At 64.0% G+C, this 22602-nt stretch carries 18 protein-coding genes and 1 pseudogene; 8 read left to right on the forward strand and 11 right to left on the reverse strand.

All coding sequences use genetic code 11. From position 1 onward, the window contains the following. The first annotated feature begins 3 nt into the window (after positions 1–3). From repA to repC, 3 genes are all read left to right on the forward strand, one after another. Positions 4–1197 (forward strand): plasmid partitioning protein RepA, encoded by a 1194-nt coding sequence (gene repA / locus SS05631_RS19475; RefSeq protein ID WP_037421435.1) that lies wholly within the window; start codon positions 4–6, stop codon positions 1195–1197. A 3-nt stretch (positions 1198–1200) separates the two neighbouring features. Next, positions 1201–2205 carry a plasmid partitioning protein RepB gene (gene repB, locus SS05631_RS19480; RefSeq protein ID WP_037421359.1) on the forward strand — a complete coding sequence of 335 codons (1005 nt, stop codon included), beginning with the start codon at positions 1201–1203 and terminating at the stop codon, positions 2203–2205. Between the two features lie 156 nt (positions 2206–2361). Further along, positions 2362–3672: a plasmid replication protein RepC gene (repC, locus tag SS05631_RS19485; protein WP_037421362.1), complete on the forward strand. Its 1311-nt coding sequence runs from the start codon at positions 2362–2364 to the stop codon at positions 3670–3672. A 309-nt stretch (positions 3673–3981) separates the two neighbouring features. On the opposite strand, the pseudogene SS05631_RS19490 reads toward repC, so the two are convergent. Continuing rightward, positions 3982–4345 (reverse strand): annotated as a pseudogene (locus SS05631_RS19490) (VOC family protein). Positions 4346–4421: 76 nt separating this feature from the next. Further along, positions 4422–5258, reverse strand: coding sequence for a hypothetical protein (locus SS05631_RS19495; RefSeq protein WP_037421364.1), 837 nt, complete (start codon positions 5256–5258; stop codon positions 4422–4424). A 469-nt stretch (positions 5259–5727) separates the two neighbouring features. Here SS05631_RS19495 and SS05631_RS19500 point away from each other — a divergent pair, with 469 nt between their 5' ends. After that, positions 5728–6870: an RHE_PE00001 family protein gene (locus SS05631_RS19500; RefSeq protein WP_037421367.1), complete on the forward strand. Its 1143-nt coding sequence runs from the start codon at positions 5728–5730 to the stop codon at positions 6868–6870. A 20-nt stretch (positions 6871–6890) separates the two neighbouring features. Here SS05631_RS19500 and SS05631_RS19505 read toward each other — a convergent pair whose 3' ends face one another. Continuing rightward, positions 6891–7391, reverse strand: a complete 501-nt coding sequence (locus SS05631_RS19505) for a hypothetical protein (RefSeq protein WP_037421370.1) — start codon at positions 7389–7391, stop codon at positions 6891–6893. A gap of 175 nt (positions 7392–7566) precedes the next feature. After that, positions 7567–8430, reverse strand: a complete 864-nt coding sequence (locus SS05631_RS19510; RefSeq protein WP_037421372.1) for a DMT family transporter — start codon at positions 8428–8430, stop codon at positions 7567–7569. A 93-nt stretch (positions 8431–8523) separates the two neighbouring features. Here SS05631_RS19510 and SS05631_RS19515 point away from each other — a divergent pair, with 93 nt between their 5' ends. Then, a complete protein-coding gene (locus SS05631_RS19515) occupies positions 8524–9945 on the forward strand; it encodes a PLP-dependent aminotransferase family protein (protein ID WP_037421375.1) in 1422 nt (473 codons plus the stop codon). On the opposite strand, the gene SS05631_RS19520 is transcribed toward SS05631_RS19515, so the two are convergent. Further along, the gene (locus SS05631_RS19520) at positions 9881–11218 is read right to left on the reverse strand and encodes a mechanosensitive ion channel domain-containing protein (RefSeq protein WP_037421378.1); all 1338 of its coding nucleotides are present in this window, start codon (positions 11216–11218) and stop codon (positions 9881–9883) included. The genes SS05631_RS19515 and SS05631_RS19520 overlap by 65 nt on opposite strands. 450 nt (positions 11219–11668) lie before the next feature. Between SS05631_RS19520 and SS05631_RS19525 the strand changes: the two genes are divergently transcribed. Further along, positions 11669–12826 (forward strand): ceramide glucosyltransferase, encoded by a 1158-nt coding sequence (locus tag SS05631_RS19525; protein ID WP_037421381.1) that lies wholly within the window; start codon positions 11669–11671, stop codon positions 12824–12826. Positions 12827–13218: 392 nt separating this feature from the next. Continuing rightward, positions 13219–14988, forward strand: coding sequence for an adenylate/guanylate cyclase domain-containing protein (locus tag SS05631_RS19530; protein ID WP_037421383.1), 1770 nt, complete (start codon positions 13219–13221; stop codon positions 14986–14988). Between the two features lie 125 nt (positions 14989–15113). On the opposite strand, the gene SS05631_RS19535 is transcribed toward SS05631_RS19530, so the two are convergent. From SS05631_RS19535 to SS05631_RS19555, 5 genes are all read right to left on the reverse strand, one after another. After that, positions 15114–17003 carry a sugar phosphate isomerase/epimerase and 4-hydroxyphenylpyruvate domain-containing protein gene (locus SS05631_RS19535; RefSeq protein ID WP_037421386.1) on the reverse strand — a complete coding sequence of 630 codons (1890 nt, stop codon included), beginning with the start codon at positions 17001–17003 and terminating at the stop codon, positions 15114–15116. A gap of 278 nt (positions 17004–17281) precedes the next feature. Next, entirely contained in the window at positions 17282–18142 is an 861-nt protein-coding gene (locus SS05631_RS19540; protein WP_037421389.1) for a shikimate dehydrogenase, read from the reverse strand. A gap of 87 nt (positions 18143–18229) precedes the next feature. Then, positions 18230–19246 (reverse strand): TRAP transporter substrate-binding protein, encoded by a 1017-nt coding sequence (locus SS05631_RS19545; RefSeq protein WP_095678050.1) that lies wholly within the window; start codon positions 19244–19246, stop codon positions 18230–18232. A 62-nt stretch (positions 19247–19308) separates the two neighbouring features. Then, positions 19309–20589: a TRAP transporter large permease subunit gene (locus SS05631_RS19550; RefSeq protein WP_037421395.1), complete on the reverse strand. Its 1281-nt coding sequence runs from the start codon at positions 20587–20589 to the stop codon at positions 19309–19311. Between the two features lie 10 nt (positions 20590–20599). After that, a complete protein-coding gene (locus SS05631_RS19555; RefSeq protein ID WP_037421398.1) occupies positions 20600–21163 on the reverse strand; it encodes a TRAP transporter small permease in 564 nt (187 codons plus the stop codon). Positions 21164–21456: 293 nt separating this feature from the next. On the opposite strand from SS05631_RS19555, the gene SS05631_RS19560 reads away from it, so the two are divergent. After that, entirely contained in the window at positions 21457–22122 is a 666-nt protein-coding gene (locus tag SS05631_RS19560) for a TetR family transcriptional regulator (RefSeq protein WP_037421401.1), read from the forward strand. Between the two features lie 75 nt (positions 22123–22197). On the opposite strand, the gene SS05631_RS19565 is transcribed toward SS05631_RS19560, so the two are convergent. Then, entirely contained in the window at positions 22198–22584 is a 387-nt protein-coding gene (locus SS05631_RS19565; RefSeq protein ID WP_050988284.1) for an SgcJ/EcaC family oxidoreductase, read from the reverse strand. Positions 22585–22602: the final 18 nt, after the last annotated feature.

Raw genomic sequence — 22602 nt, forward strand, 5'->3', positions numbered from 1 at the left:
ATGTTGCAGCCGAGAGTCCAGAGTGTCGACGAGCAGGAGCACTTGCCCTCCTTGCTGGCGGCCGACGCTCAGGAACTCGCTCATCAGCTGCAGGAACATCAAAGGAAGATCTTCTCTCCGACGGCACAGAAGTCGATGCGGCTCTTCAGCCCGGCGGAGGCCGCCGCCTTCATCGGAATCGGTGAAGGCTACCTGCGCCAGATCGCCTCAGAAGGGCACGGCCCGCAGCCTCTGTCAAACGGCCGGCGCATGTATGCGGTCGAGGATATCGAGCGGATCCGCCGCGTCCTCGACGAGGGCAGCAAGACGGGCAAATACATTCCGCACCGGCGGCCGGGCGAAAAGCTCCAGGTCATCTCGGTGATGAATTTCAAGGGCGGCTCGGGCAAGACGACGACGTCGGCGCATCTGTCGCAATATCTGGCGCTGCGCGGCTATCGCGTGCTGGCGATCGATCTCGACCCGCAGGCATCGCTTTCCGCACTCTTCGGCCACCAGCCCGAACTCGACGTCGGCGAAGCCGAGACGCTTTATGGCGCCATCCGCTACGAGGCCCCTCGCCCGATCGCCGAGGTGGTGCGCTCGACCTATACGACCAATCTGCATCTGATCCCCGGCAATCTCGAATTGATGGAGTTCGAGCACGAAACCCCGAAGGCGATGATCGGCGGCTCCGCCGAGACGCTGTTTTTCGCGCGGATCGGCGAGGTGCTGACGGAAATCGAGAGCTTCTACGATGTCGTCGTCATCGATTGCCCGCCGCAGCTCGGCTTCCTGACGATGTCGGCGCTCTGCGCCGCAACCTCCGTCCTCATCACCGTGCACCCGCAAATGCTCGACGTCATGTCGATGTCCCAGTTCCTGTCGATGACCAGCGAACTCATGGCGGTCGTCGAGAAGGCGGGCGGCCGCACCAGCTATGATTGGATGCGCTATCTCGTCACCCGTTTCGAGCCTAATGACGGTCCGCAGAGCCAGATGACCGGCTTCATGCGGGCGATCTTCGGCAACCGTATGCTGCAGAATGCCATGGTGAAGTCGACCGCGATCTCCGACGCCGGCGTTACGAAGCAGACGCTTTACGAGGTCGAGCGGTCGCAATTCATTCGCGGTACCTATGACCGGGCAATGGATTCCCTTTCGCTCGTCAATGCGGAGATCGAAGAGATGATCCGCAGCGTCTGGGGAAGGAAGTAATCGATGGCCCGCAAGAACCTGATCGGCATCTCCGACAGCCCGGCCGCTCCGCTCGACGCGGAACGGCCGGCGGTCGAGCGACCGATCGCCGGGCTTGCGCCGGGGAAGAGAACCAATGCGCTGGTCGGCGGCATCACGAGGTCGCTCACCAACATCACCCACAAGGTCGAGCGGGCCGAGGAGCTGGAGCGCCAGCTGGCGCAGGGTCACGCGATCGTCGAGCTCGATCCGGACCTGATCGACGCCTCCTTCGTCGTCGACCGGCTGGGCGTCACGCCGGAAGTGCAGGCCGCGCTGGTCGAGCAGATCCGCGACCACGGACAACAGGTGCCGATCCTGGTGCGGCCGCACCCGGAGGCGGAAAACCGCTATCAGGTCGCCTATGGCCACCGGCGCCTGGCGGCGCTGCGCGAAATCGGCGGCAAGGTGAAAGCCGTCATTCGCGCGCTGAGCGACGAGCAGCTCGTCATTTCGCAAGGGCAGGAGAACAACGCCCGCACGGACCTCTCCTTCATCGAGCGGTCGCTGTTTGCGGCCAGGCTCGAGGACCGCGGCTTTTCGCGGGAGACCATCATGTCAGCGATCGGCGTCGACAAGGCGGCGCTGTCGAAGATGATCACCGTCGTGCGGCGCCTGCCGGTGGAGATCATCGAGGCGATCGGTGCCGCACCCTCCTTCGGGCGGCGGCGCTGGATGGAACTGGCCGATCGGCTTGAAAACAGCGGACGGCGCGCCAAGGCGCTCTCACACATTCGCCAAAGCGTGTTCACGGAAATGGACAGCGACCGGCGCTTCGAAAAGCTCTTCGCGTTGCTCGCCGAAACCAGTACGCGGGCTCGCTCCGAAGCCTGGCTGGCTCCCGACCGGACGCGTCCGGTGCGCATCCGCGATACCGATACGGAAACGACGCTTGCTTTCAGCAAGAAGGCGGCGCCGGGCTTCGCAGAATTCGTGAGGCAGAGGCTCGATGCTCTCTACCTCGAATACCAACAGGAAACAGGAGATTAAGCAGAGCAAAAGAAAAAGGCTTCCGAACGACTAGCGCTGCGGAAACCCTTCTCTCGTGTAGCAACTAGAGATTCCCATTTCCGCGAATCAGTGTCAAGCATTTTTGACGTCGTTTCGGCGAACGGTTTTCTTTTGCCTTGGAAAAGGTGAAGAAAAATGGAGCGTGGGAATGTGACGACGCCTTTCGGGCGCCGGGCGATGACGCTTGGCATGCTCGCAAGGCAGATCGCTGTTGGCGATATTCCGCCGAAGCAGTCGGTCGACAAATGGAAATTGTTTCGCACGGTTTGTGAGGCGAAGGCCGAGATCGGCATCTCGGATCGATCGCTTGCCGTGCTCAATGCTCTCTTGAGCTTCTCTCCCGGTGCCGAACTATCGAGCGAAAACGGCTTGGTCGTGTTTCCCTCGAATGCGCAGCTTTCGCTCCGCGCCCACGGCATGGCCGGTACGACGCTCCGCCGGCATCTCGCCTGCCTAGTCGAAGCCGGGCTGATCGTCCGGCGCGACAGCCCGAACGGCAAGCGCTACGCCCGCAAGAACCGCAATGGCGCGATCGGCGAAGCCTTCGGTTTCGACCTCGCACCGCTGCTTGCCCGGGCCGAAGAATTCAAGGCCGCCGCGGCCAAGCTTGCCGCCGAACAGCAGCATCTCCGGCTCGTTCGTGAGCGCCTGAGCCTCTGCCGGCGCGACATAACCAAGCTGCTCGAACTCAGCCGCGAGATCGGTCCTGACGCTGATCTGGACGCACTCGAGTCCGAGATTCAGCACCTGATCACCGGCCTGCCGCGCAAGGCTCCCGCCGGAGTCGTCGAAGCCATCCTCGAAAAACTCGCAAGACTCCGCGACGATCTGACCAATCGATTGGAAATATTGCTGAATTCGCAAAAAACGGCCGCCAATGATCACCAGAATGGATGGCACAAACAGAATTCAGATCCAGATTCCCAATTTGAATCTGAACCGGGCATGGGAAAAGGCCGGGAGATCAGCTTTACCGCCGACGCCCGCCGAACGGAAAGCGATGGGCGGACGAGAAAACCGGAACAGCGGCGGCGAGATGAGGCCTCTCCCCGACTGCCGGCCAGCCTCGTTCCACCCACCGCCCCTGTCGAACGGCTTTCCCGCCAAATCCCCCTGCCAGCGGTTCTTCAGGCCTGCCCGCAAATTGCCGACTATGCGCCATCCGGCCGCGTGGCGAACTGGAAAGACCTGATTACCGCGGCGATCGTGGTCCGCACCATGCTCGAGGTGAGCGCCGACGCCTATGAGGATGCCTGCTCGGTGCTCGGCTACGAGAATGCCGCGACCGTCATGGCCTGCATTCTCGAAAGAGCCGATCGGATCAACTCACCGGGCGGCTATCTCAGGGATCTCACCCGACGCGCAAGGCAGCAGACCTTTTCGTTGGCACCGATGATTGGCGCCCTGTCCCAGGCAAGCAGGGCGAGTGCGACGATGGTCAGCTAGCGCCGGATGAGAGGACAGGACAGGCAAGCTCGTTGTTTGGAAGACTTGGGAAGCCGCGCCACTTCGTGCGCGGTGCCCTGACGGCATTGTTTTGCCGTTGCAGGTGTCGGAGCCTCCGCGCAATCGGAATCGTCGTTGGTGATCCGACAACCTGTTCTTAACGAAATTGCGGTTATCGTAACGCATTGACAGAAAAGCTTCGCTACTCGCCACACGGAAGCTAACTCGCCAATCGTTTCCGCTACTTGGATTCACGGTGGTCACTCGCCCCTCGGAGTCGGCCGCCTGTCGATACACGTGGACGTGTTTTCAATCCGTCTTGCGGAAGGGGCGACTTGAGACCGAGATCGAAGTTTTGGTCGGGGTCTTTGGCATTGGCGAATTGATCGCCGTCAGCTTGGTGTATGGCGCCGAACTCAAGTCCCAATGCCGCGGATCGCCGGCAGAAGGCCTCGACATTCTCCGCGTCGAAGACGAGCTTGATAGCCGATTGACCGCCGCGCTGCCCTTTTGCTGCCGGATGCAGCAGGAGATTTGCGCCGCCGTCCCGGGAGCACAGTTCTACGATTCGGTCGCCAGGCCGACGGCTTACCTCGAAGCCAAAGTGCTTCTCGTAAAAGCGGGCTGTTTCTTCGACATCTCTGGCATAGATAACCAGCCTATTGAGCGGCACATCGCTTTCCTTCTCGCTATGGTCAAGCAGCGCCGAACTTCAAACCCTGTTGACAGCTGTCAACTCCGCCCGGCAATCACTCGCGCCAGTGTTCGGCCACCCACTGGGTCGGTCGAATATAGTGGCGCAGATAGCGGAACGGGTTTCTTTCCCTTCGCTCGGGAGAAAACAGACCACAGACGTGGCCGAGCGGCGTGGAGGCGCGGCCCTTGTAGCCGAACTGGCCGTCGATCGCGTGCTGCGGCAACAGCCCGCGCGGGAAGAGGACGATCCGGGCGTCGGCGGGAAGGCGCGGGGCGAGATAATAGTTCAGCGGAAACGGCCAGCGGCAATCCTGGCGGAAATGCAGGACATGCCGGCGCGGGAAGAATTTTGCCCCGCCTGGGGCGTTGCGCGTCACGAAGCGCTGTTCGAACCGATATTCGTCCGCCACCCCTTGCGGATCGGCCCGGAATTTCTCCTGCAACGGCACGAGCTTGCCGACCGGGAAGCGGAACACCGACGTCTGGCCGAGCCGTTCGAAAGGCGTCGTCTGGTTGACTGCCAGGACGACGTCATCCGGTCCGCCGACCTCGAAGAAGCTGTCGAGCGAGCCGACGATCACCACGTCGAGGTCAAGGAACAGCACCGGCCCTTTGAGGCTGCCGAGCTTCGGTCCCCAGAGACGCGCCTTCGGCCAGATGCCTTTGGTGTTCTTCGGCATCTCGACATCGAGCGGCGGCAGGTCTTCGCAGAGAATTTCCGGCCGCAGGTTGTCGCGGCTGTCGGTGAAGCAGGTGAAGGTGAAGGGCGGGGTGATGTTGCGCGCCACCATGGCATAGAGCCGGTTGATGAAGGGAGGGCCGTATTTGGTGCCCCAACTGATGCAGATCACCTGCTTGACGCCGCCGCTTGCTGCCAGAACGCTTGTCATGAATGCCGCTTCTTTCGTGTCTGTGCCTGCGGAAAATGCGTACCGCTGGAACTTGCCCCGCGCGTCTTAAAGCAGGAATTGTCGACCACTGGCAAGATGCGGGCTTGAGGCCGACAGTTGGCGACGCAAGTCCGAACGAGGGACCGGGGCAGGGGCATGCCGCCGACACCGGTCGGGCACGGAGTTGACAGCTGTCAACTCTAGGGAGGAGGGCCGGGACCTGCGAAGAATGCCTTGGCGGTGCGCCGCGTCTCACGTCGGAACAGGTTTGCCTTGATCCGAGTCGGATGCTGTTGACAGCTGTCAACTCGATCGGCGGCCGGTGTTTGCCGCCGCGTGGCCGGTGATTAGTCGTTTGGCTAGCTGGCGGTGCCGACCGGCAAAATTCCAGTGGGCAACGTTGCCTCACCCTGTGACGGAACAAAAACTCGTGTTAGCTTCTGTTTCAGCAAAAGGCTACGTCTTTTTAATGAGATATGAAACACCCGATCCGCTTCATCCAGCGCTGCTTCCGGGCCTGATCGCCGCGGAGGACGGGCTTGCCCGGCTCGATGAACGCGCCGCCCGCCATGCCATTGCCGAGGGGTTTCGCGAACGCGGACAGTTCTTCGACGCGGCGGCGGCTCTCTGGGTGGCAGGCGAACTCGTCCATGTCGAGGATCTCGTATTACACGATTCGCACATGGATGCGCGAGCGCCTTCTCACGAATTGACGATCGCCCATGGCGTGTTGCGGGCCCGGCGCCGCCTGGAACTGGCCGAGCCCGGCTGGGCGTTGACCTTGCCGGGGATGAATGCGCTGAGGGGAGACAAGGGCGCTGCCGCCGCGAATGAAGCAATCGCACGGGATGCCCGGCCGAGCCCCGACGGGGCATCGGAAGCGGCGGACGATGCCGACGACAACCCGCTCGCCGGCGAATTCGCCGAGCTCGACGCGGCCATTGCCCGGTCGCAGCGGCTCCTCGAATTTCACTCCGGCAGCCTAGCCGAAGGCGGTCCCGCATTGTCCCTGCAGCGGGCGGCTGAGCCTCGAGGCCAGCTCGGCCTGCTCTTCGATGAGGATTGGGACGAGACGGCGCGGCTCGATGCGTGGCGGAAGATCCTCGCCGCCGCCGACCCCTTGCCCGCCTGCCTCGGCGCCGCGGTGCTCTTCGACGCCTGGGAAAGGATCGAGCCGCTGCGCCGCCAGCATTGGCTCGGCGCGCTGCTCGTCGGCGCCTATCTTCGCTCGCGCGGCAAGGTCGCCTCGCACGTGCTTGCCTTCAACACCGGGCTGAAGACGATCCGCCACGAGCGGCGCCGCTCGAAGGACCGGCTGACGCGCCTCAATGCCTTTCTCGAGGCTATGGCGATGACGGCCGATCTCGGCCTCAAGGAGCTCGACCGGCTGTCGCTCGCCAGGACGCAGATGGAGATGCGGATCAAGGACAGGCGCTCCAACAGCAACCTCCCCCGGCTGATCGATCTCGTCCTTTCCCGGCCGGTCGTCTCGACGACGATGATCGCCCGGCATCTCGGCGTCACCCCGCGCGGCGCGCTCAATCTGGTGCGCGAGCTCGGAGTGCGCGAGATCACCGGCAGGGGACGCTATCGCGGCTGGGGCGTGATCTGACGCCTCGCGTAAAGCGCCGGCTACTTTCGCTGCAGATTGATTTCGCTGGTGACCACCCGATTGCCGGATCGCGGATCGACGTCGACGGTCACGAGCTTCATGCCGTTCTCGCCCACCTTCTGCAGCGTCAGGTTGGCGCGGCGGTCGCCGTTCACCTCCCGCGCCCAATGGATAGTGAGGTTGATGGCGCTGCCGCGGCGCTTGCCGGTCAGCGTTGATTTGCGGCCGCTCGGTCCGACATAGGTGCCGCTATAGTTGACACCTGTAAACTGAAGGTCCGCGCCGATCGAGCGCGATACGACGATAAGGCCCCGGCATGTGCCGCGCATCGACAGGGCGGCATCGGTCGCCTGCGAATCGAAGTTGCAGGAGACATTGATCGGCGTCCTGTCGACGCGAACCCTCACCATGCCGCCCCCGGCCCATTGCCCCTCCAGTGATCCGAGAAAAGCCGATTCATCGGCTTGAACCGTGCCCGCGGGGAGGGACAGCATGGCCGCGACGAGTAGATGCCTGATCATCGATGAGTGCCTCCCCCAATCGTCCGAGGCTGGACGTGTTTCCCATCCGGTGCAACGCGCCGTCCGGCCGGAAGTTCCCCGGCGAGGATACTATCATCGAGCACCGCCTGGCAGGACACATCCTCAGGGTGATGGTCGGACGGCGCATCCGCAACCATCCGCGGCGGGTGCGTGACTATTTTGCGAATTTCTTCGCGCCGGCAACGCAGGCGACGATCGCAAGCGTGGCGGCGAGCATCGCCCAGCTCACCGGTTCATCGAGCAAGGTCGCGGCCAAGGCGAGCCCGAAGAAGGGCTGCAGCAACTGCAACTGGCCGACGGCGACGATGCCGCCCTGAGCCAGGCCGCGATACCAGAAGATGAAGCCGACCAGCATGCTGAAGACGGAGACATATCCGAGACCCAACCAGGAGGCGGGGCGCAGGTCCTCGAAGCTCGCGGGCATGGTGGCAAGCGCCAGTCCCAGCATGACGGGAAGCGACAGCACGAGCGCCCAGGAGATCACCTGCCAGCCGCCGAGCTTGCGGGACAGCTTCGCACCCTCGGCGTAGCCGAGACCGCAGGCGAGAATGGCGGCAAGCATCAGCAGGTCGCCGACCGGGGAGGCGGAAAACCCCTGACGCAGAGCGAAGCCGACGACGATGACGCTGCCAAGTCCGGAGAAAAGCCAGAAGGCCGGCCGCGGCCGCTCGCCACCACGCAGCACGCCGAAGATCGCGGTGGCGAGCGGCAGCAGCCCGACGAACACGATCGAGTGGGCGGAGGTCACGTGCCGGAGCGCCAGCGCCGTCAGCAGCGGGAAGCCGACGACGACGCCGAGCGAGACGATGCCGAGCGGCAGCAGATCGCCGCGCTCGGGCCGCCTCTCGCGGAAGGCGACGAGCAGCCCGAAGGCGAGCAGCCCGGCGATCGTCGCGCGCGCCAGCGTCAGGAAAATCGGATCGAAATCCATCACCGCGATCCGCGTCGCCGGCAGCGAGCCCGAGAAAATCAATACGCCCGCCATGCCGTTCATCCAGCCGCTCGTGGTTCTGTCCATGCCATGCTCCTTTCGCCCCTGTCGGCGCCATCTCTATCGGCTGAGGCGGCTGGCGCTTCCAGAGACGGTGAAGTACAGTTTCGGCGAACTGTCATGCAAAAGGAACCGGTACAGATGAGGCCGCAGACTGTCGACGCCGATGGCGAGACGCTGATCGCAAGGGTGATGGCGACGGTAAGGAACCGGATTGCCGGGCGCAGCCTGACACCCGGCGCCCGGCTGCCGTCGATCCGTGCCTTCGCGACGAGCTTGAAAGTTTCCAAGTCGACCGTGGTCGAGGCCTATGAGCGGCTGGCGGCCGAGGGGCTGATCCGCTCGCGGCCAGGCTCCGGTTTCTTCGTCGCCGCGCCGCTAGCCCCCTTGTCGCTTGCCGAACTCGGCCCGCGGGTGGAGCGCGAGGTCGATCCCCTGTGGATCTCGCGGCAGGCGCTCGAGGCGGATGTCAATGTGCTGAAGCCGGGCTGCGGCTGGCTGCCGGCCGAATGGATGCCGGAAGAGGGGCTGCGCCGGGCCTTGCGGTCGGTCGCGCGGGCAAGTGCCTCGACGCTCGTCGACTACGGCCCGCCGCTCGGGCTCTTGCCGCTCCGCGCGCTCCTTGCCCGCCGTCTGGCGCAGCACGGCATCGAAGCCTCGCCGGAGCAGATCATGCTGACGGAGTCCGGCACCCAGGCGATCGACCTCCTCTGCCGCTTCCTCGTCGAGCCGGGCGGAACCGTGCTCGTCGACGATCCGTGCTACTTCAACTTTCATGCGCTGCTCCGGGCGCATCAGGCAAAAATCGTCGGCATTCCCTATACGCCGGCCGGGCCGGACATCGAGCGCTTTGCCGCGGCGCTCGAAGAACACCGGCCGCGCCTCTACATCACCAATTCCGCCCTCCACAATCCGACCGGCGCGACGCTCACGCCGCTTATCGCCCACCGCCTCTTGAAGCTCGCCGACCAGGCGGGACTGACGATCGTCGAGGACGACATTTTTGCCGATTTCGAAGAGGCGCCGGCGCCGCGGCTTGCCGCCTTCGAAGGGCTCGAGCGGGTGGTGCATATCGGCAGCTTTTCGAAGTCGCTGTCGGCGGCGGTGCGCTGCGGCTTCATCGTCGCGCCCCGCCAATGGATCGAGCCGCTCGCCGATCTGAAGATCGCCACCAGTTTCGGCGGTCCCGGATTTGCCGCCGAGCTGGTGCTGACGCTGTTGAAGGACGGCAGCTATCGCAGGCACATGGAGACGGTGCGGCAGCGATTGTCGCGGGCAATGGCCGAGACGATCGGAAAGCTCCGGGCGATCGGCATTCAGCCCTGGATCGAGCCGCAGGCGGGCATGTTCGTCTGGTGCCGCCTGCCGGACGGCATCGACGCGGCGGAGCTCGCCCGAAGGGCGCTTGCCAGAAACATCGTGCTCGCCCCCGGCAATGTCTTCAGCCAGGCGCAGACGGCCGGCAATTTTCTGCGCTTCAACGCGGCACAGTCCGAGGACGAGCGGCTGTTTCGCGAGCTGTCGGCTCTTCTGCGCCGGTGATTTCGACCGGCGTCTTCATGATGATCTCGCGCGGGTCGGGCGTCGCAATGCCGGCTGCCTGGAAGGCGTCCCAGAGCGCCATGAACACCTGGCCGCGGATGTTCGTCAGGCCGTTGGCCGGATCGGAAATCCAGAATCTCAGCTTGAAGGTAAGCGACGAGCCGCCGAAACCGGTCAACCAGCAGACCGGCTCGGCATAGGCGCTGGCGACCCGCGGCACGGTCTTGGCGGTTTCGATCGCAAGCCGGGCGACCTCGTGCGGATCGCTCTTCGGCGACGTTTCGAAGGCCACGTCGATGCGGACATAGTCGCTGGAAAACGACCAGTTCACCACCTGCTCGGAGATGAAGTCCTCGTTCGGGATCAGATACTCCTTGCCGTCGCGGGTGATGACGGAGACGAAGCGGGAGCGCAGGTCGCGGATCGAGCCGAAGGTTTCCCCGAGCGTGATCGTGTCGCCCGGCTTGATCGACTTGTCGAGCAGGATGATGATCCCGGAGATGAAGTTGGAGACCACCTTCTGCAGGCCGAAGCCGATGCCGACGCCGACGGCGCCGGAAAAGACGGTGAGCGCCGTCAGATCAATGCCGGTCGCCGACAGCGCGATCGTGCCGGCAAGCACGATGAGCCCGATCTTGATCAGCTTGCTGATCAGCACCTTCAGCGACGGCGTCAGGTCGGCGGATTTCTGAATCCAGTTCGACGACATGTTGCCGGTGAGAACGGCGAGCCAGATCATTGCGGCGGAGAGCACGATCGCCTTCAGTACGAGCAGCAGCGAAAGACGAACGGCACCGAGATTGACGGCGGCATTGTCGAGCGCTGTCAGCACCGGGCGATCCAGCCCGAGCGCGTAAAGCGCGAAGTAGAGCCAGCCGAGGACGGCGACGACGCGCGCCAGCGTCTGGTTGCGGATGATCCGGGTCAAGACCGCGATGATGAACCAGGCGGCGACCAGCGTCAGCACCGTGCCCACCAGCCAGCGATAGGACGGCCAGCCGTAGCGCGACAGCACGACGTCGGCGATCCACAGCCAGACGATCAGGAACAGCCATTTGAGCCGCCGCATGAAGGCGATGATGACGCGCAGCAGGTCCGGATTTCCCCTGATCATCCGGGCGCGGGCTTCGAGCGCCGGCTCCAGGCGCTTAGCGGCGAGGCCGCAAGCGAAATAGCCGACGACGATCACGGCGCACTGATAGAGCGTCCATTCGTTGAGCACAAACCGCTCGAGCCACGCCGCGGTGGCATTGATGGTCTCGACGAAATCCATCGTCTCTGTCTAAATTCTTGTGCTGCCTGTTCCGGTACGAGGACGGGGCATGGAACAAGCGGCGGCCGTCGGGCGCCCTGAAAAGGCGCACTGCGCAGACATATAATTAACCGGGCAGGGAATTTGTTCAATTCGTCCCACGCAGCAAGGGCTCGAATGCGGATGGCCACCCCCTCTAGCCTGCCGGCCATCTCCCCCCACAAGGGGGGAGATTGGATGTGGCACGCTTTGCACCTCGAGCGAAGCGTTCCGCTTACAGAAGCGGCAAGGTCGGAGCGAGGGGCCGGCCGCAAATGATCTCCCTCCTTTTTGGGGGAGATGGCCGGCAGGCCAGAGGGGGGTGCTTCAGCCACGGCCCCGAGAGCGCCCAACTGTCATTCGCCTGTCATCTTGCGATGATGTTTATCCGGAACTCAACTTCGTCGGAATCGCGGTTCGTTGCCCGGGTAAATGATGCTCATCTTGTTCGTCGCCGGTGCCTTCCTAGCCATCAATCTGTTGAGCCTGATGATAGCGGGCTGGCGGATCTGGCCGCGTCTCGGCCCGCAGCCGCGGACGACCTATCGACCGCCGGTCTCCCTCGTCATCCCGCTCTGCGGAATCGAAGAATTTTCCCGGGAAACGCTTGAAAGCGCGTTTCGCCTGGATTGGCCGGAATACGAAGTCATCTTCTGCGTCGCCGATGCCAAGGATCCGTTGATTCCGCTGATCGAGGCCGCGCGCCGGCGCCACCCGGGCATTCCCGCGGCGATCCTCATCGGCGACGACCGGATCAGCGCCAATCCGAAGCTCAACAACTGCGTAAAGGGCTGGAATGCGGCCGCGCATGAATGGGTGGTTCTCGCCGATTCGAACGTGCTGATGCCGGCCGACTATCTCGTTCGGCTGATGGCGGCGTGGCGGCCCGAGTGCGGGCTCGTCTGCTCGACCCCGCTCGGCTCACGCCCGAACGGCTTTTGGGCCGAGGTCGAGTGCGCCTTCCTCAACGCCCACCAGGCGCGCTGGCAATATGCCGGCGAGGCCCTCGGCTTCGGCTTCGCCCAGGGCAAGAGCATGCTCTGGCGCAAGAGCCTGCTGGATGCCAATGGCGGCATCCAGGCGCTGGCGGCGGAGATCGCCGAGGATGCGGCCGCAACCAAGCTGGTGAGAAGCCTCGGCCTGAAGGTGCACCTCGTTTCCGCGCCGTTCGACCAGCCGCTCGGCACAAGGACGTTCCGCGAGGTCTGGGCCCGGCAGTGCCGCTGGGCGCGGTTGCGGCGCGTCACCTTTCCGCAGTTCTTCGCGCCGGAAATTCTGGCCGGCGTCGTGCCGCCGCTCCTGCTGTCGGCGATCGCCGCTGTCGCTGCGGGTCACAGCGTGCCCGCCGTCGCCGCTCTTGTCGCAACCGCCGCCTACCTGCCGGAATTTTTGCTCGTCCATCGCAAGAACTGGCATCTCTCCCGCTGGTCGCTCGTCGCCATGCTCACCCGCGACCTGCTGCTGCCGGTCATCTGGGTCCGCAGCTGGTTCGCCGGCAGCGCCGACTGGCGCGGCAACAGAATGTCGATCGGCTCGCAGGAGTCGCGGCTGGAAACGGGTGAGCTGCCGCTGGTGGTGAGTACGTCGTAGGGAGCTGGCGCTGGTCAGAAACGCCCGGGAAATATGCTCATTCGGGCGCAGAGCGCGTGCAATTCCCGGTCCGTTCTTTTTTCAATGTCGCGCATTGCGAGGCTGAACGGTTGCTGCGGAGCTTTGCCGGAAAGCAGCGGCAGCTTGCGGCCCTGAGCCGACTTTCGGCGTCACGGTGTCGAATGTCCGAAAGTTGCCAGGACAGTCATTGCCCAGGCAGGACGTCTGCGCCCATTGGCACCGGGTTGCGAGTGCTCGACATTGTGAGCATTCACGATTGCCGGCGAACAAATGGCGAGCGATGATCTCACCCAAAGTCGCTCTGAACGGGACCCCGAAAATTTCCTCTTCCCTGTGTCTTCCTGTTATTGTGGAGACGAGGAGATGGCCCTGTGAGCGAGAACCGCAAGCTAGCGGCGATCCTGGCTGCCGACGTGGTCGGGTACAGCCGGCTGGCCGGCGCAGACGAAGACCGTACTTTGGCCAGGTTGCGGGCGCTGCGCAGCGACCTGATCGATCCGACCATCGCCGTGCACAACGGACGCGTGATCAAGCGCACAGGCGATGGGGCGCTGGTCGAGTTCCGCAGTGTAGTAGACGCCGTGCGCTGCGCCATTGAGGTGCAGAACGGTATGGTCGAGCGCAATGCCGGCGTGCCGCAGGACCGCCGCATCGAGTTCCGGATCGGAATTCATCTCGGCGACGTGGTCGAGGAAAGCGACGGCGACCTGATGGGCGACGGCGTCAACATCGCCTCGCGTCTGGAGGGCGTCGCTGCGCCAGGGGCCATCTGCCTATCCGAGGATGCCTATCGCCAGGTCAAGGCGCGGCTTGACCTCTCAGTCAGCGATCTCGGCAACACGCAGCTCAAGAACATCGCCGAGCCGATCCGGGTGTATTCGCTGCGTGTCGGCACCACCGAGGCAAAGGCAACCGCGACCTCACAGCCGGTGACAAGCCGGCCGACGACGGAACTGCCGCCGAAACTGTCGATCGCCGTGCTGCCCTTCGCCAACATGAGCGGTGATGCCGAGCAGGAATATTTCGCCGACGGAATCTCCGAAGACATCATCACATCTCTCTCAAAGCTGCCGCAGCTCTTCGTCATCGCCCGCAATTCGTCGTTCACGTTCAAGGGCAAGAACGTTCACGTGCAGGAGGTCGGCAGAAACCTCGGCGTACGCTACGTGCTGGAAGGCAGCGTCCGCAAATCGGGAAACAGGGTGCGCATCACGGCGCAGCTTATCGACGCAGCCTCGAGCGGACATCTGTGGGCGGAGCGCTTCGATCGCGACCTCACCGACATATTCGCGGTGCAGGACGACGTCACGCAGCAGATCGTTGGCGCACTAGCGATCAACCTGACGGAGGGCGACCGGCAGCGGCTGGCGCCCGAGCACACCGGCAACATTGAGGCGTATGACTATTTCCTGCGTGGCCGAGAGCTGTGGCACCGGCTGACGAAGGAGACGAACGTCGCCGCCCGGGACCTTTTGCAACGTGCAATCAAACTGGACTCGAATTTCGCCTCGGCCCACGCGTTCCTGGCCCTCACCCACGTACTCGACTATTTGAATGGATGGAGCCCGTCACCGCCGAATTCGCGCGAGCAAGCGGAAGAGCTTGCGACGCGGGCGGTAGCGCTGGATGATCGCGATCCCAGGGCGCACTGGGCGCTGAGCATCGTCGAATTGTATTCGCGACGGCACGACGTGGCCATCAGCGAGGCCCAGCGTGCGATAGTCCTCAATCCGAACTTCGCTGAAGGGCACGTCAGCCTGGGCGAGGCACTGAATTACTCGGCCAGGGCCGACGAGGCACTCAAGCATTTCGATCGGGCGAAGGTCTTGAACCCATATTTTCCGGATGTGCTATTGCACTTCCAAGCCTTGGCGTCGTTTCACCTGGGAAGGTACGAACAGGCGGTTGGCTTGCTAAAAGAGCGGCTGACCCGCAATCCCGTTACCGATGTCTCGCGCGCGCTCCTGGCAGCGAGCTACGGCCATCTGGGCCGTTTCGACGATGCCCGCGCGGCTTGGCAGGAGGTGTTCCGGGTCAATCCCGACTACTCCCTCGAATACCGTCGCAAAGTGTTGCCCTACAAGAACCCCGACGATTTCGAGCTAGTCGTGGACGGGCTTTGCAAGGCCGGCCTGGTGTAATTTCAGGCCGGGCGAGTGTCCGGTCTTGCACCTTCTGCAGCCACTCGCTCAAGGAGGAGCAATGACCGGTGCTGGCGCAAAGGGGAGAGAGGCCGCAATGGCCAACCCAAAAATCCCCCATCCCCTCAATCCTTCGGCAACCCCTCAGGCCTCAAATACTTCTTCAGCGCCGCAATCCTGAAGATCGCATTTGCCGCACCGTAGCCGCGATAACCCCTCCGTTCGATGATTTCGAAGAAGAAGCCTTCGCCATAGGTGGGGCTGTAGAGCTGGAAGAACTCGCCGTGGTCGTCGCGGTCGTAGAGGATGTTTTCGGCCTTCAGCCGCTCGACCAACTCGGCATCGAGGCCGAAGCGGGCCTCGACGTCGTCATAGTAGTTGGGCGAGATCGGCAGGGACTTGAAGCCGTTGGCGCGCAGGGCCTGAGCAGTCGCGAAGATGTCGTCGGTGGCGAAGGCGAGGTGCTGGACGCCGGAGCCGAAGGTTTCGGCGATGAAGCGGCCGGCGAGCGTGTTGCGGTTCTCGGCGCCGTTCAGCGTCAGGCGCAGCGTGCCGGCGTTGTTTTCGACCACTTGGCTGCGGACGATCCCGGCCGGATCGATGATGTCGACCATCGGCGTCTTCTTGGTGTCGAGCAACGAGGTGTAGAACAGTAGCCAGGTCAGCAATTCCTCGTATTTGACGGTCTGGGCGACGTGGTCGATCACGGTGAGGCCGGCCGGCGCCGCCGGGGCGCCGTCGGTCACCGGCTCGAATTCGATCTCCCAGATTTTCGCGAGCTCGGATTTGTCGTCGAGGAAATAGATCAGGCCGCCGCCGACGCCGCGGATCGCCGGCACCTTGAGCTCGCCCGGCCCGACGGCCTGCTCGAAGGGCTCGGCGCCGAGGGCGCGGGCGCGTTCGGCGGTCGCCGCGGCATCGTCGACCGAAAGGCCGAAGGCATAGGCCGAGGTGCCGTGCACCAGATAGGAGGCGTTGGCAAAACCCTCGCGCTCGGTGTTGATCACCAGGTTGACGGCGCCCTGGCGGTAGACCAGCACCTGTTTCGTCCGGTGCCGCGCCGCCTTCCGGAAGCCGAATGTGCGGATCAGCGCTTCGAGCTCGCCCGCCTCCTCTTCGGAAGCGGTGAACTCGACGAAGGCGACGCCCTTCACGTCGACGCGCGGCGGCATGTCCGGGACCGGCAGCCGGATATCCGGCTCGGCGCGCTTCACCTGGTCGCCGAGATAGATCAGCGAGCGGTAGCCGTCGACGGCGATCGCATTGGCATTGCCGCCGCGAAACTGGTCGTTGAAGATTTCCAGCGACAGATAGCCGTCATAGCCGGTCGCCGCCACCGCGCGGGTAAACTCGGTCACCGGCAGGTCGCCTTCGCCGGGCATGTTGCGGAAGTGCCGGCTCCAGTAGAGAAGATCCATGTCGATCAGCGGCGCATCGGCAAGCTGGACGATGAAGATCTTTTCCTTGGGAATCGAGCGGATCGAATTAACCTCGATCTTGCGCGACAGCGTGTGGAAGCTGTCGAGGATCAGCCCGATATTCGGATGATCGGCCCGCCGGACGATCTCCCAGGCGTCGCGGTGATCATGGATGTGGCGGCCCCAGGCGAGCGCCTCGTAGCCGACGCGCAAACCGCGTCTGGCGGCGCGCTCGCCAAGCTCGCGGAAATCGGCCGCGGCCCGGTCGATGCCGCCGAGTGCGGCCGGCGAGACGTTGGAGCAGACGAGCACCAGGTCGGTGCCGAGCTCCTGCATCAGGTCGAACTTGCGCTCGGCGCGGTCGAAGGTGCGGGTTCTGAGCGGTTCCGGCATGCCCTCGAAGTCGCGGAAGGGCTGGAACAGGCTGATCTCCAGGCCGAAGTCGCGCACCATTCGGCCGACCTCGCGCGGGCTCTCGTCAAAGGCGAGGAAGTCGTTCTCGAAAATCTCGACGCCGTCGAAGCCGGCCTTGGCGATGGCGCGCAGCTTGTCGATGAGGTCGCCGCTTAAGGAAACTGTCGCTATCGAGGTCTTCATCGTCCTGTCCTCGCGGTTAGAATCGAAATGCGAAAAATGGGAGGCGGGCGACACCCCCTCTGCCCTGCCGGGCATCTCCCCCGCAAGGGGGGAGATCGACTAGATGCAGGCGCCCCGCTCCTCTCATCGACGGCGCCAACCTCCTTGCCGCGTGGCCGCGGCCGACGGCGTGCCTCCTGCCCATCTCCACCCTTGCGGGGGAGATGCCCGGCAGGGCAGAGGGGGGTGTCGCCCGGCAGTTACGGTAGATGCTCCTCGCGCCACAGCCCCCGAAACCCTCACCCCGTCATCGCCCGGAAATGCTCGAGCATCCGCGCCGCATCCGGCTCGAGCCCGGTGAACAGCCGGAAGGCGCCGACGGCCTGGAACACGGCCATGCCGCCGCCGTCGAGCGTGCGGCAGCCGCGGCGCCTGGCTTCCTTCAGCAGCGCCGTTTCCAGCGGGAAATAGACGATCTCGGCGACCCAGTGGCCGGACTCAAGCAGCGCAGCATCGAGCGGCAGCCCCGGATATTTCGCCATGCCGGTCGGCGTCGCATGGATCAGCCCGGCCGCCTCGGCCATCGCCGCGGCGAGATCGGCGCCTGCCGCGATCTCCGCCTCGGGGAAGAGCGGCGAGAGCATGTCGGCGAGTGCTTCGGCCCGTTCCGGCTCGCGGTCGAAGACGGTAAGCTGCCGCAAGCCGAGCGACAGCGCCGCATAGGCCGTCGCGACGCCAGCGCCGCCGGCGCCGAGCTGGACGGCGGAGGAGAGGTCCGCGTCGGGGAGGCCGCGCCGGAATGCCTCGGCAAAGCCCCACCAGTCGGTGTTGTGGCCATGGCGCCGGCCGCCCTTGAGCACCACGGTGTTGACGGCGCCGAGCCGGCGGGCGTCGGGGGCGAGCTCGTCGAGATGGACGATCACCGCCTGCTTGCAGGGATGGGTGATGTTGAGGCCGGCAAGCCCGCGGGCTTCCGCTTCGGCGATGAGACGCGGCAGGTCGTCCTCCGTGGCGCCGAGCGCCTGCAGGTCGATCAGCTCATAGTGATAGCTGAGCCCCTGGGCGGCACCCTCGGCCATGTGCATCGCCGGGGTCAGCGAGGCCTGGATGCCGGCGCCGATCAGGCCGGCCTTCAAGGGTCTTACAAGCGTCTCGGTCATGCTTTCCGCTCTCACTTTATCCGTCCCGTCGCGAGGGTCTTCCGGTCCGCCGCTTGGGATCGGGCGGACCGGACGATTGGCCGGCCGCTACTGGCCGCGTGCGGCGCCGATCTCCTTGAACAGCGCCTCGACCGTCTCACTGCCGATCTCGGCCTTGAACTTCTCGATCACCGGCTTAACGGCATCGCGCAGCTTCTGCGTTTCCTCGGGGCTGAGTTCGCTCACCTCCATGCCGGTCTTTTTGATCTCCTCGAGCGCCTCGGCATCCTTCTCGCGCGAAACCTTGCGCTGGAAGTCGCGCGCCTCGGTCGCGGCCGCCTGCAGCACGGCCTTTTCCTCGTCATTCAGCCCGTCCCAGAACTTCTTGCTGACGAGCACGATCTGCGGGTTGTACTGGTGACGGGTGAGCGTCATGTACTTCTGCACTTCGTAGAACTTGGCGTTGAGGATGTTTGCCGCCGGATTCTCCTGGCCGTCGACCGTTCCGGTCTCGAGCGCGGTATAGAGTTCGGTGTAGGGGAGCGGCACGGCATTGGCGCCGAGCGTGTTGAAGAGTTCGAGCGGGATCGGCGACTGGATGGTGCGGATCTTCAGCCCCTTGATGTCCTCGAGCTTGGTCACCGGATGGCGGTTGTTGGTGAGGTTGCGGAAGCCGAGCTCCCAATAGCCGAGCCCGACGAGGCCGGTATGGGGCAGCAGCTTCGTGAGGCTCTCGCCGAACGGGCCGTCCATCACCTTGTCGGCTTCCTCGCCGCTGTTGAAGAGGAAGGGCAGGTCGACGGCGCCGAACTGCTTGACGTTGTTGGCGAGGATGCCGGCGTTCAGCACCGTCATCTCGATCACGCCGCCTTGCAGCGCCGAGATCGTCTGCACATCGCCGCCGAGCGTGCCGCCCGGGAAGAGCTTGACCTCGATCTTGCCGCCGCTCTTTTCCTTCACCAGCTCGGCGAATTTCTCCATGCCGGTCACCTGCGGGTGACCCTTGTTGTTGGCCGAGGCGAATTTCAGCGTGTGTTCGCCGATCTCCGCGTTGGTCGGCCCGGCAGCCATCAAGGCGAGCGGCAGGGTGAGGCCCAGCGCCAGTTTGGTCAGTCTCTTTAACATGTTTTCCTCCCAGGGTTGGACCGGTACTCCCACCGGCCGTGTTGAATGCGTAAAAATCTGTGTCAGTGCCCGAACCAGGAGACCGGCACGGTTACCAGTTCGGGGAACAGAACGAGCAGGAACAGGACGATCAGCTCGGCGATCAGGAAGGGCATCACGCCCTTCATCAACTCTTCCATCGACAGCTTCGAGACGCCGCAGATGACGTTGAGCACGGTGCCGACCGGCGGCGTGATCAGGCCGATCGAGTTGTTGATGATGAACAGCACCCCGAAATAGACCGGGTCGATGCCCGCCTGCTTGATGATCGGCATCAGCACCGGCGTCATCACCAGGATGGTCGGCGTCATGTCCATGGCGGTGCCGACGACGACGATCAGCGCCATGATGGCGATGAGGAGTGCCGTCTGGTTGTCCATCAGCGGCTCGACGAGGGCCGCAAGCGCGCCGGGCACGTCGGCGACGGTGATCAGCCAGGCGGAGACCGCGGCGCAGGCGACCAGGAACATGACGACGGCGGTGATCTTGGCGGCCGAGACGAAGACGTGGAAGAGCTGCGCCGGCGGCAGCTCGCGATAGACGACCATGGCGACGAAGAGCGAGTAGACCGCGGCGACGACGCCCGCTTCCGTCGGCGTGAAGACGCCGAATTTCAGCCCGACGATGATGATCACCGGCAGCATGAGCGCCCAGATGCTGTCGGCCAGCGCCTTGAGACGTACCGCGCCCGTCTCCCGCGGCGGCAGCTCGAACTGTTCCTTGCGGGCGACGAGAAACCAGGTGATGCAGAGTGCGGCGGCGATCATCAGGCCGGGAAAGATGCCGGCGAGGAACAGCTTGGTGATCGAGACGCCGCCGACGACGCCGTAGAGGATAAAGCCGATCGACGGCGGAATGATCGGGCCGATGATCGAGGCCGACGCAAGCAGGCCGCCGGCGCGCGCCGCGTCATGGCCGCTCTTCAGCATCATCGGCAGCAGCAGCGCGCCGAGTGCGGCCGCATCGGCAACCGCCGAGCCCGAGAGGCTCGAAAGGATGCAGGCGGCGAAGATCGCCACGAAGCCGAGACCGCCGCGGATATGGCCGACCATCGCCATCGCCAGCGCGATGATGCGGCGCGAAAGGCCGCCGGTGTTCATCACCTCGCCGGCAAGCAGGAAGAAAGGCACCGCCATCAGCGGAAAGCTGTCGGCGCCGTTCAGAACGTTCTGCGCGACGATCTGCGCGTCGAAGAGGCCGAGATAGAGCATCAGCGCTACGCCGCTGAGGACCAGGGCGAAGGCGATGGGCACGCCGAGCGCCATCGGACCGAGCAGGGCGCCGATAAAGATGGATACGGTCATGCTCGCCTCCTCAGTGCTTCACGGAGACCGGCCCGAGCGCGGGCTCTGGCAGATCGTCGAGGATCACCTCGTCCTCGCTGTCGCGCACGAGTTCGACGGTCGCTATGTCGATACGGCCGGTGGCGATGGCGAAGGCGTCGGAAAGGAGGATCAGGAAGGCGGGAATGCCGAAGGCAAGACCGGCGCCATAGAAGAAGCCCATGGAAAGGCCGGTGGCCGGCGCGCCGACATGAAGATTGATCAGCGTCTGCGCCCAGCTGCCGCTGATCATCAGCCAGGTGGCATAGAGCATCAGCGCATGGCCGATGAGCACGGCGATCTTCGCGCCGAGCGGCGGCAGCCGCTTGATGAGTGTATCGACGCCGAGATGGCCATGCTCGCGCATGGCGACGACGGCGCCAAGGAAGGTCAGCCAGACGAAGAAGATGCGCGACAGCTCCTCTGAAACCGTGATTCCCTGGTTCAAGGCATAGCGCAGAACGACATTGCCGAAGACTAGCACGACCATGCCGGCGAGCAGCAGGGCGATCGTCACCTTCAGCGCGAAGAAATAGAAATCGATGATGCGGGTCATGCGCTCCTCCCAGGCGACAGGCGAGCCCTGGCGGACGCGCTTGCGCGAGCTTGTCTCCCAATGCCGGAAGGTTCCGGCCGCCAGAACCCCGCGCTCCTCCGCGGGTTCGGCCCTCTTCCGTTAAAATGTACTAACTAGTTCGGATGTCAAGTGGCTTGCTATTGAAACGAAGCGGCAAGGTAGAATATGTCTTGATGCATCGCTTGGGAGAGGGGCCTCCGGCTCGATCTGGAGAAGCGGGCAATAAGGTCAACGGAACAAGGGCTCGTGGAAGATGGGGGCGACGCGCGACAATGGCCGAACGGCAGATGAACGGCAGGAAGAACGATCCGGCGAGAACCCAGGAAAACATTCTCGAGGTAGCGACCGAGGAGTTTTCCACTCACGGCCTGGCAGGCGCCCGGGTGGATCAGATCGCCGAGCGGACCCGCACCTCGAAGCGGATGATTTATTATTATTTCGGCAGCAAGGAAGCGCTCTATCACGCCGTGCTGGAGCGCTCCTACCGAAAGATCCGCACGCTCGAGGCCGATCTGGAACTCGCCAACCTGCCGCCCGAACAGGCGCTGCGCACCCTGATCGCCACCACCTTTGACCACGACGAGGCCAATCCCGACTTCGTCCGCCTGGTCAGCATCGAGAACATCCACCACGCCGTCCACATGCTGCGCTCGGAGGCGATCCGCGAGCTGAACGTCTCGGTGATCCAGACGATCGACGCGATCGTCGAGCGCGGCCTTGCCGACGGTACCTTCCGCCGCAAGGCCGATCCGATCGACATCCACATGCTGATCAGCGCCTTCTGCTTTTTCCGCGTCTCGAACCGCTACACCTTCGGCACGATCTTCCGCCGCGACCTCTCCGAACCGGAGACGATCGGCCGCCACCGCACGATGATCGCCGATGCGGTGGTGAGCTATCTGAAGGGCGGGGAGGGGGGTGGGGCGGCCTCTCCCTGACTGGACGCGGCTGCCGGCCGGCAGCGATTTCCACCCTAAATCAGGTCCGGCCTCATGCTCAGCCGCGGCGCAGGCTCAATTCCAAGTGTGGAGACAAGCTTTCCAGGATCCGTCGCCTTGGCGTCGGAAGACCGTAACGACAGTCCCTTCGTAGCGCTGCGTTTCACCGTCTTCGCCGGGAGCATTGGCCGACCACTTCCCTATTGCATAGGCGATGTCGGCACCTGACTGGGCATCGATCATCTCGATTCGATGATCCTTCACTCCAGCCGAGATCAAGCCATTCCAGAAGTCTTCGATTGCGCTTGTTCCCCTGACAACTGCGTGTGTAGACGGCAAAACGACCGCATCCGGCGCATAGAGTGCGGCTACCGCGTCAGCTTTGCCGCTGTTGAAGGCTGCATTCCATTCATCGTTTGCCCGCTGAATTTCGCCGCGGATATTTTCAGATGATTGTGTCATCGCGTCCTCCCTGGCCGG

Source organism: Sinorhizobium sp. CCBAU 05631 (genome assembly GCF_002288505.1).
Classification (GTDB): domain Bacteria; phylum Pseudomonadota; class Alphaproteobacteria; order Rhizobiales; family Rhizobiaceae; genus Sinorhizobium; species Sinorhizobium fredii_C.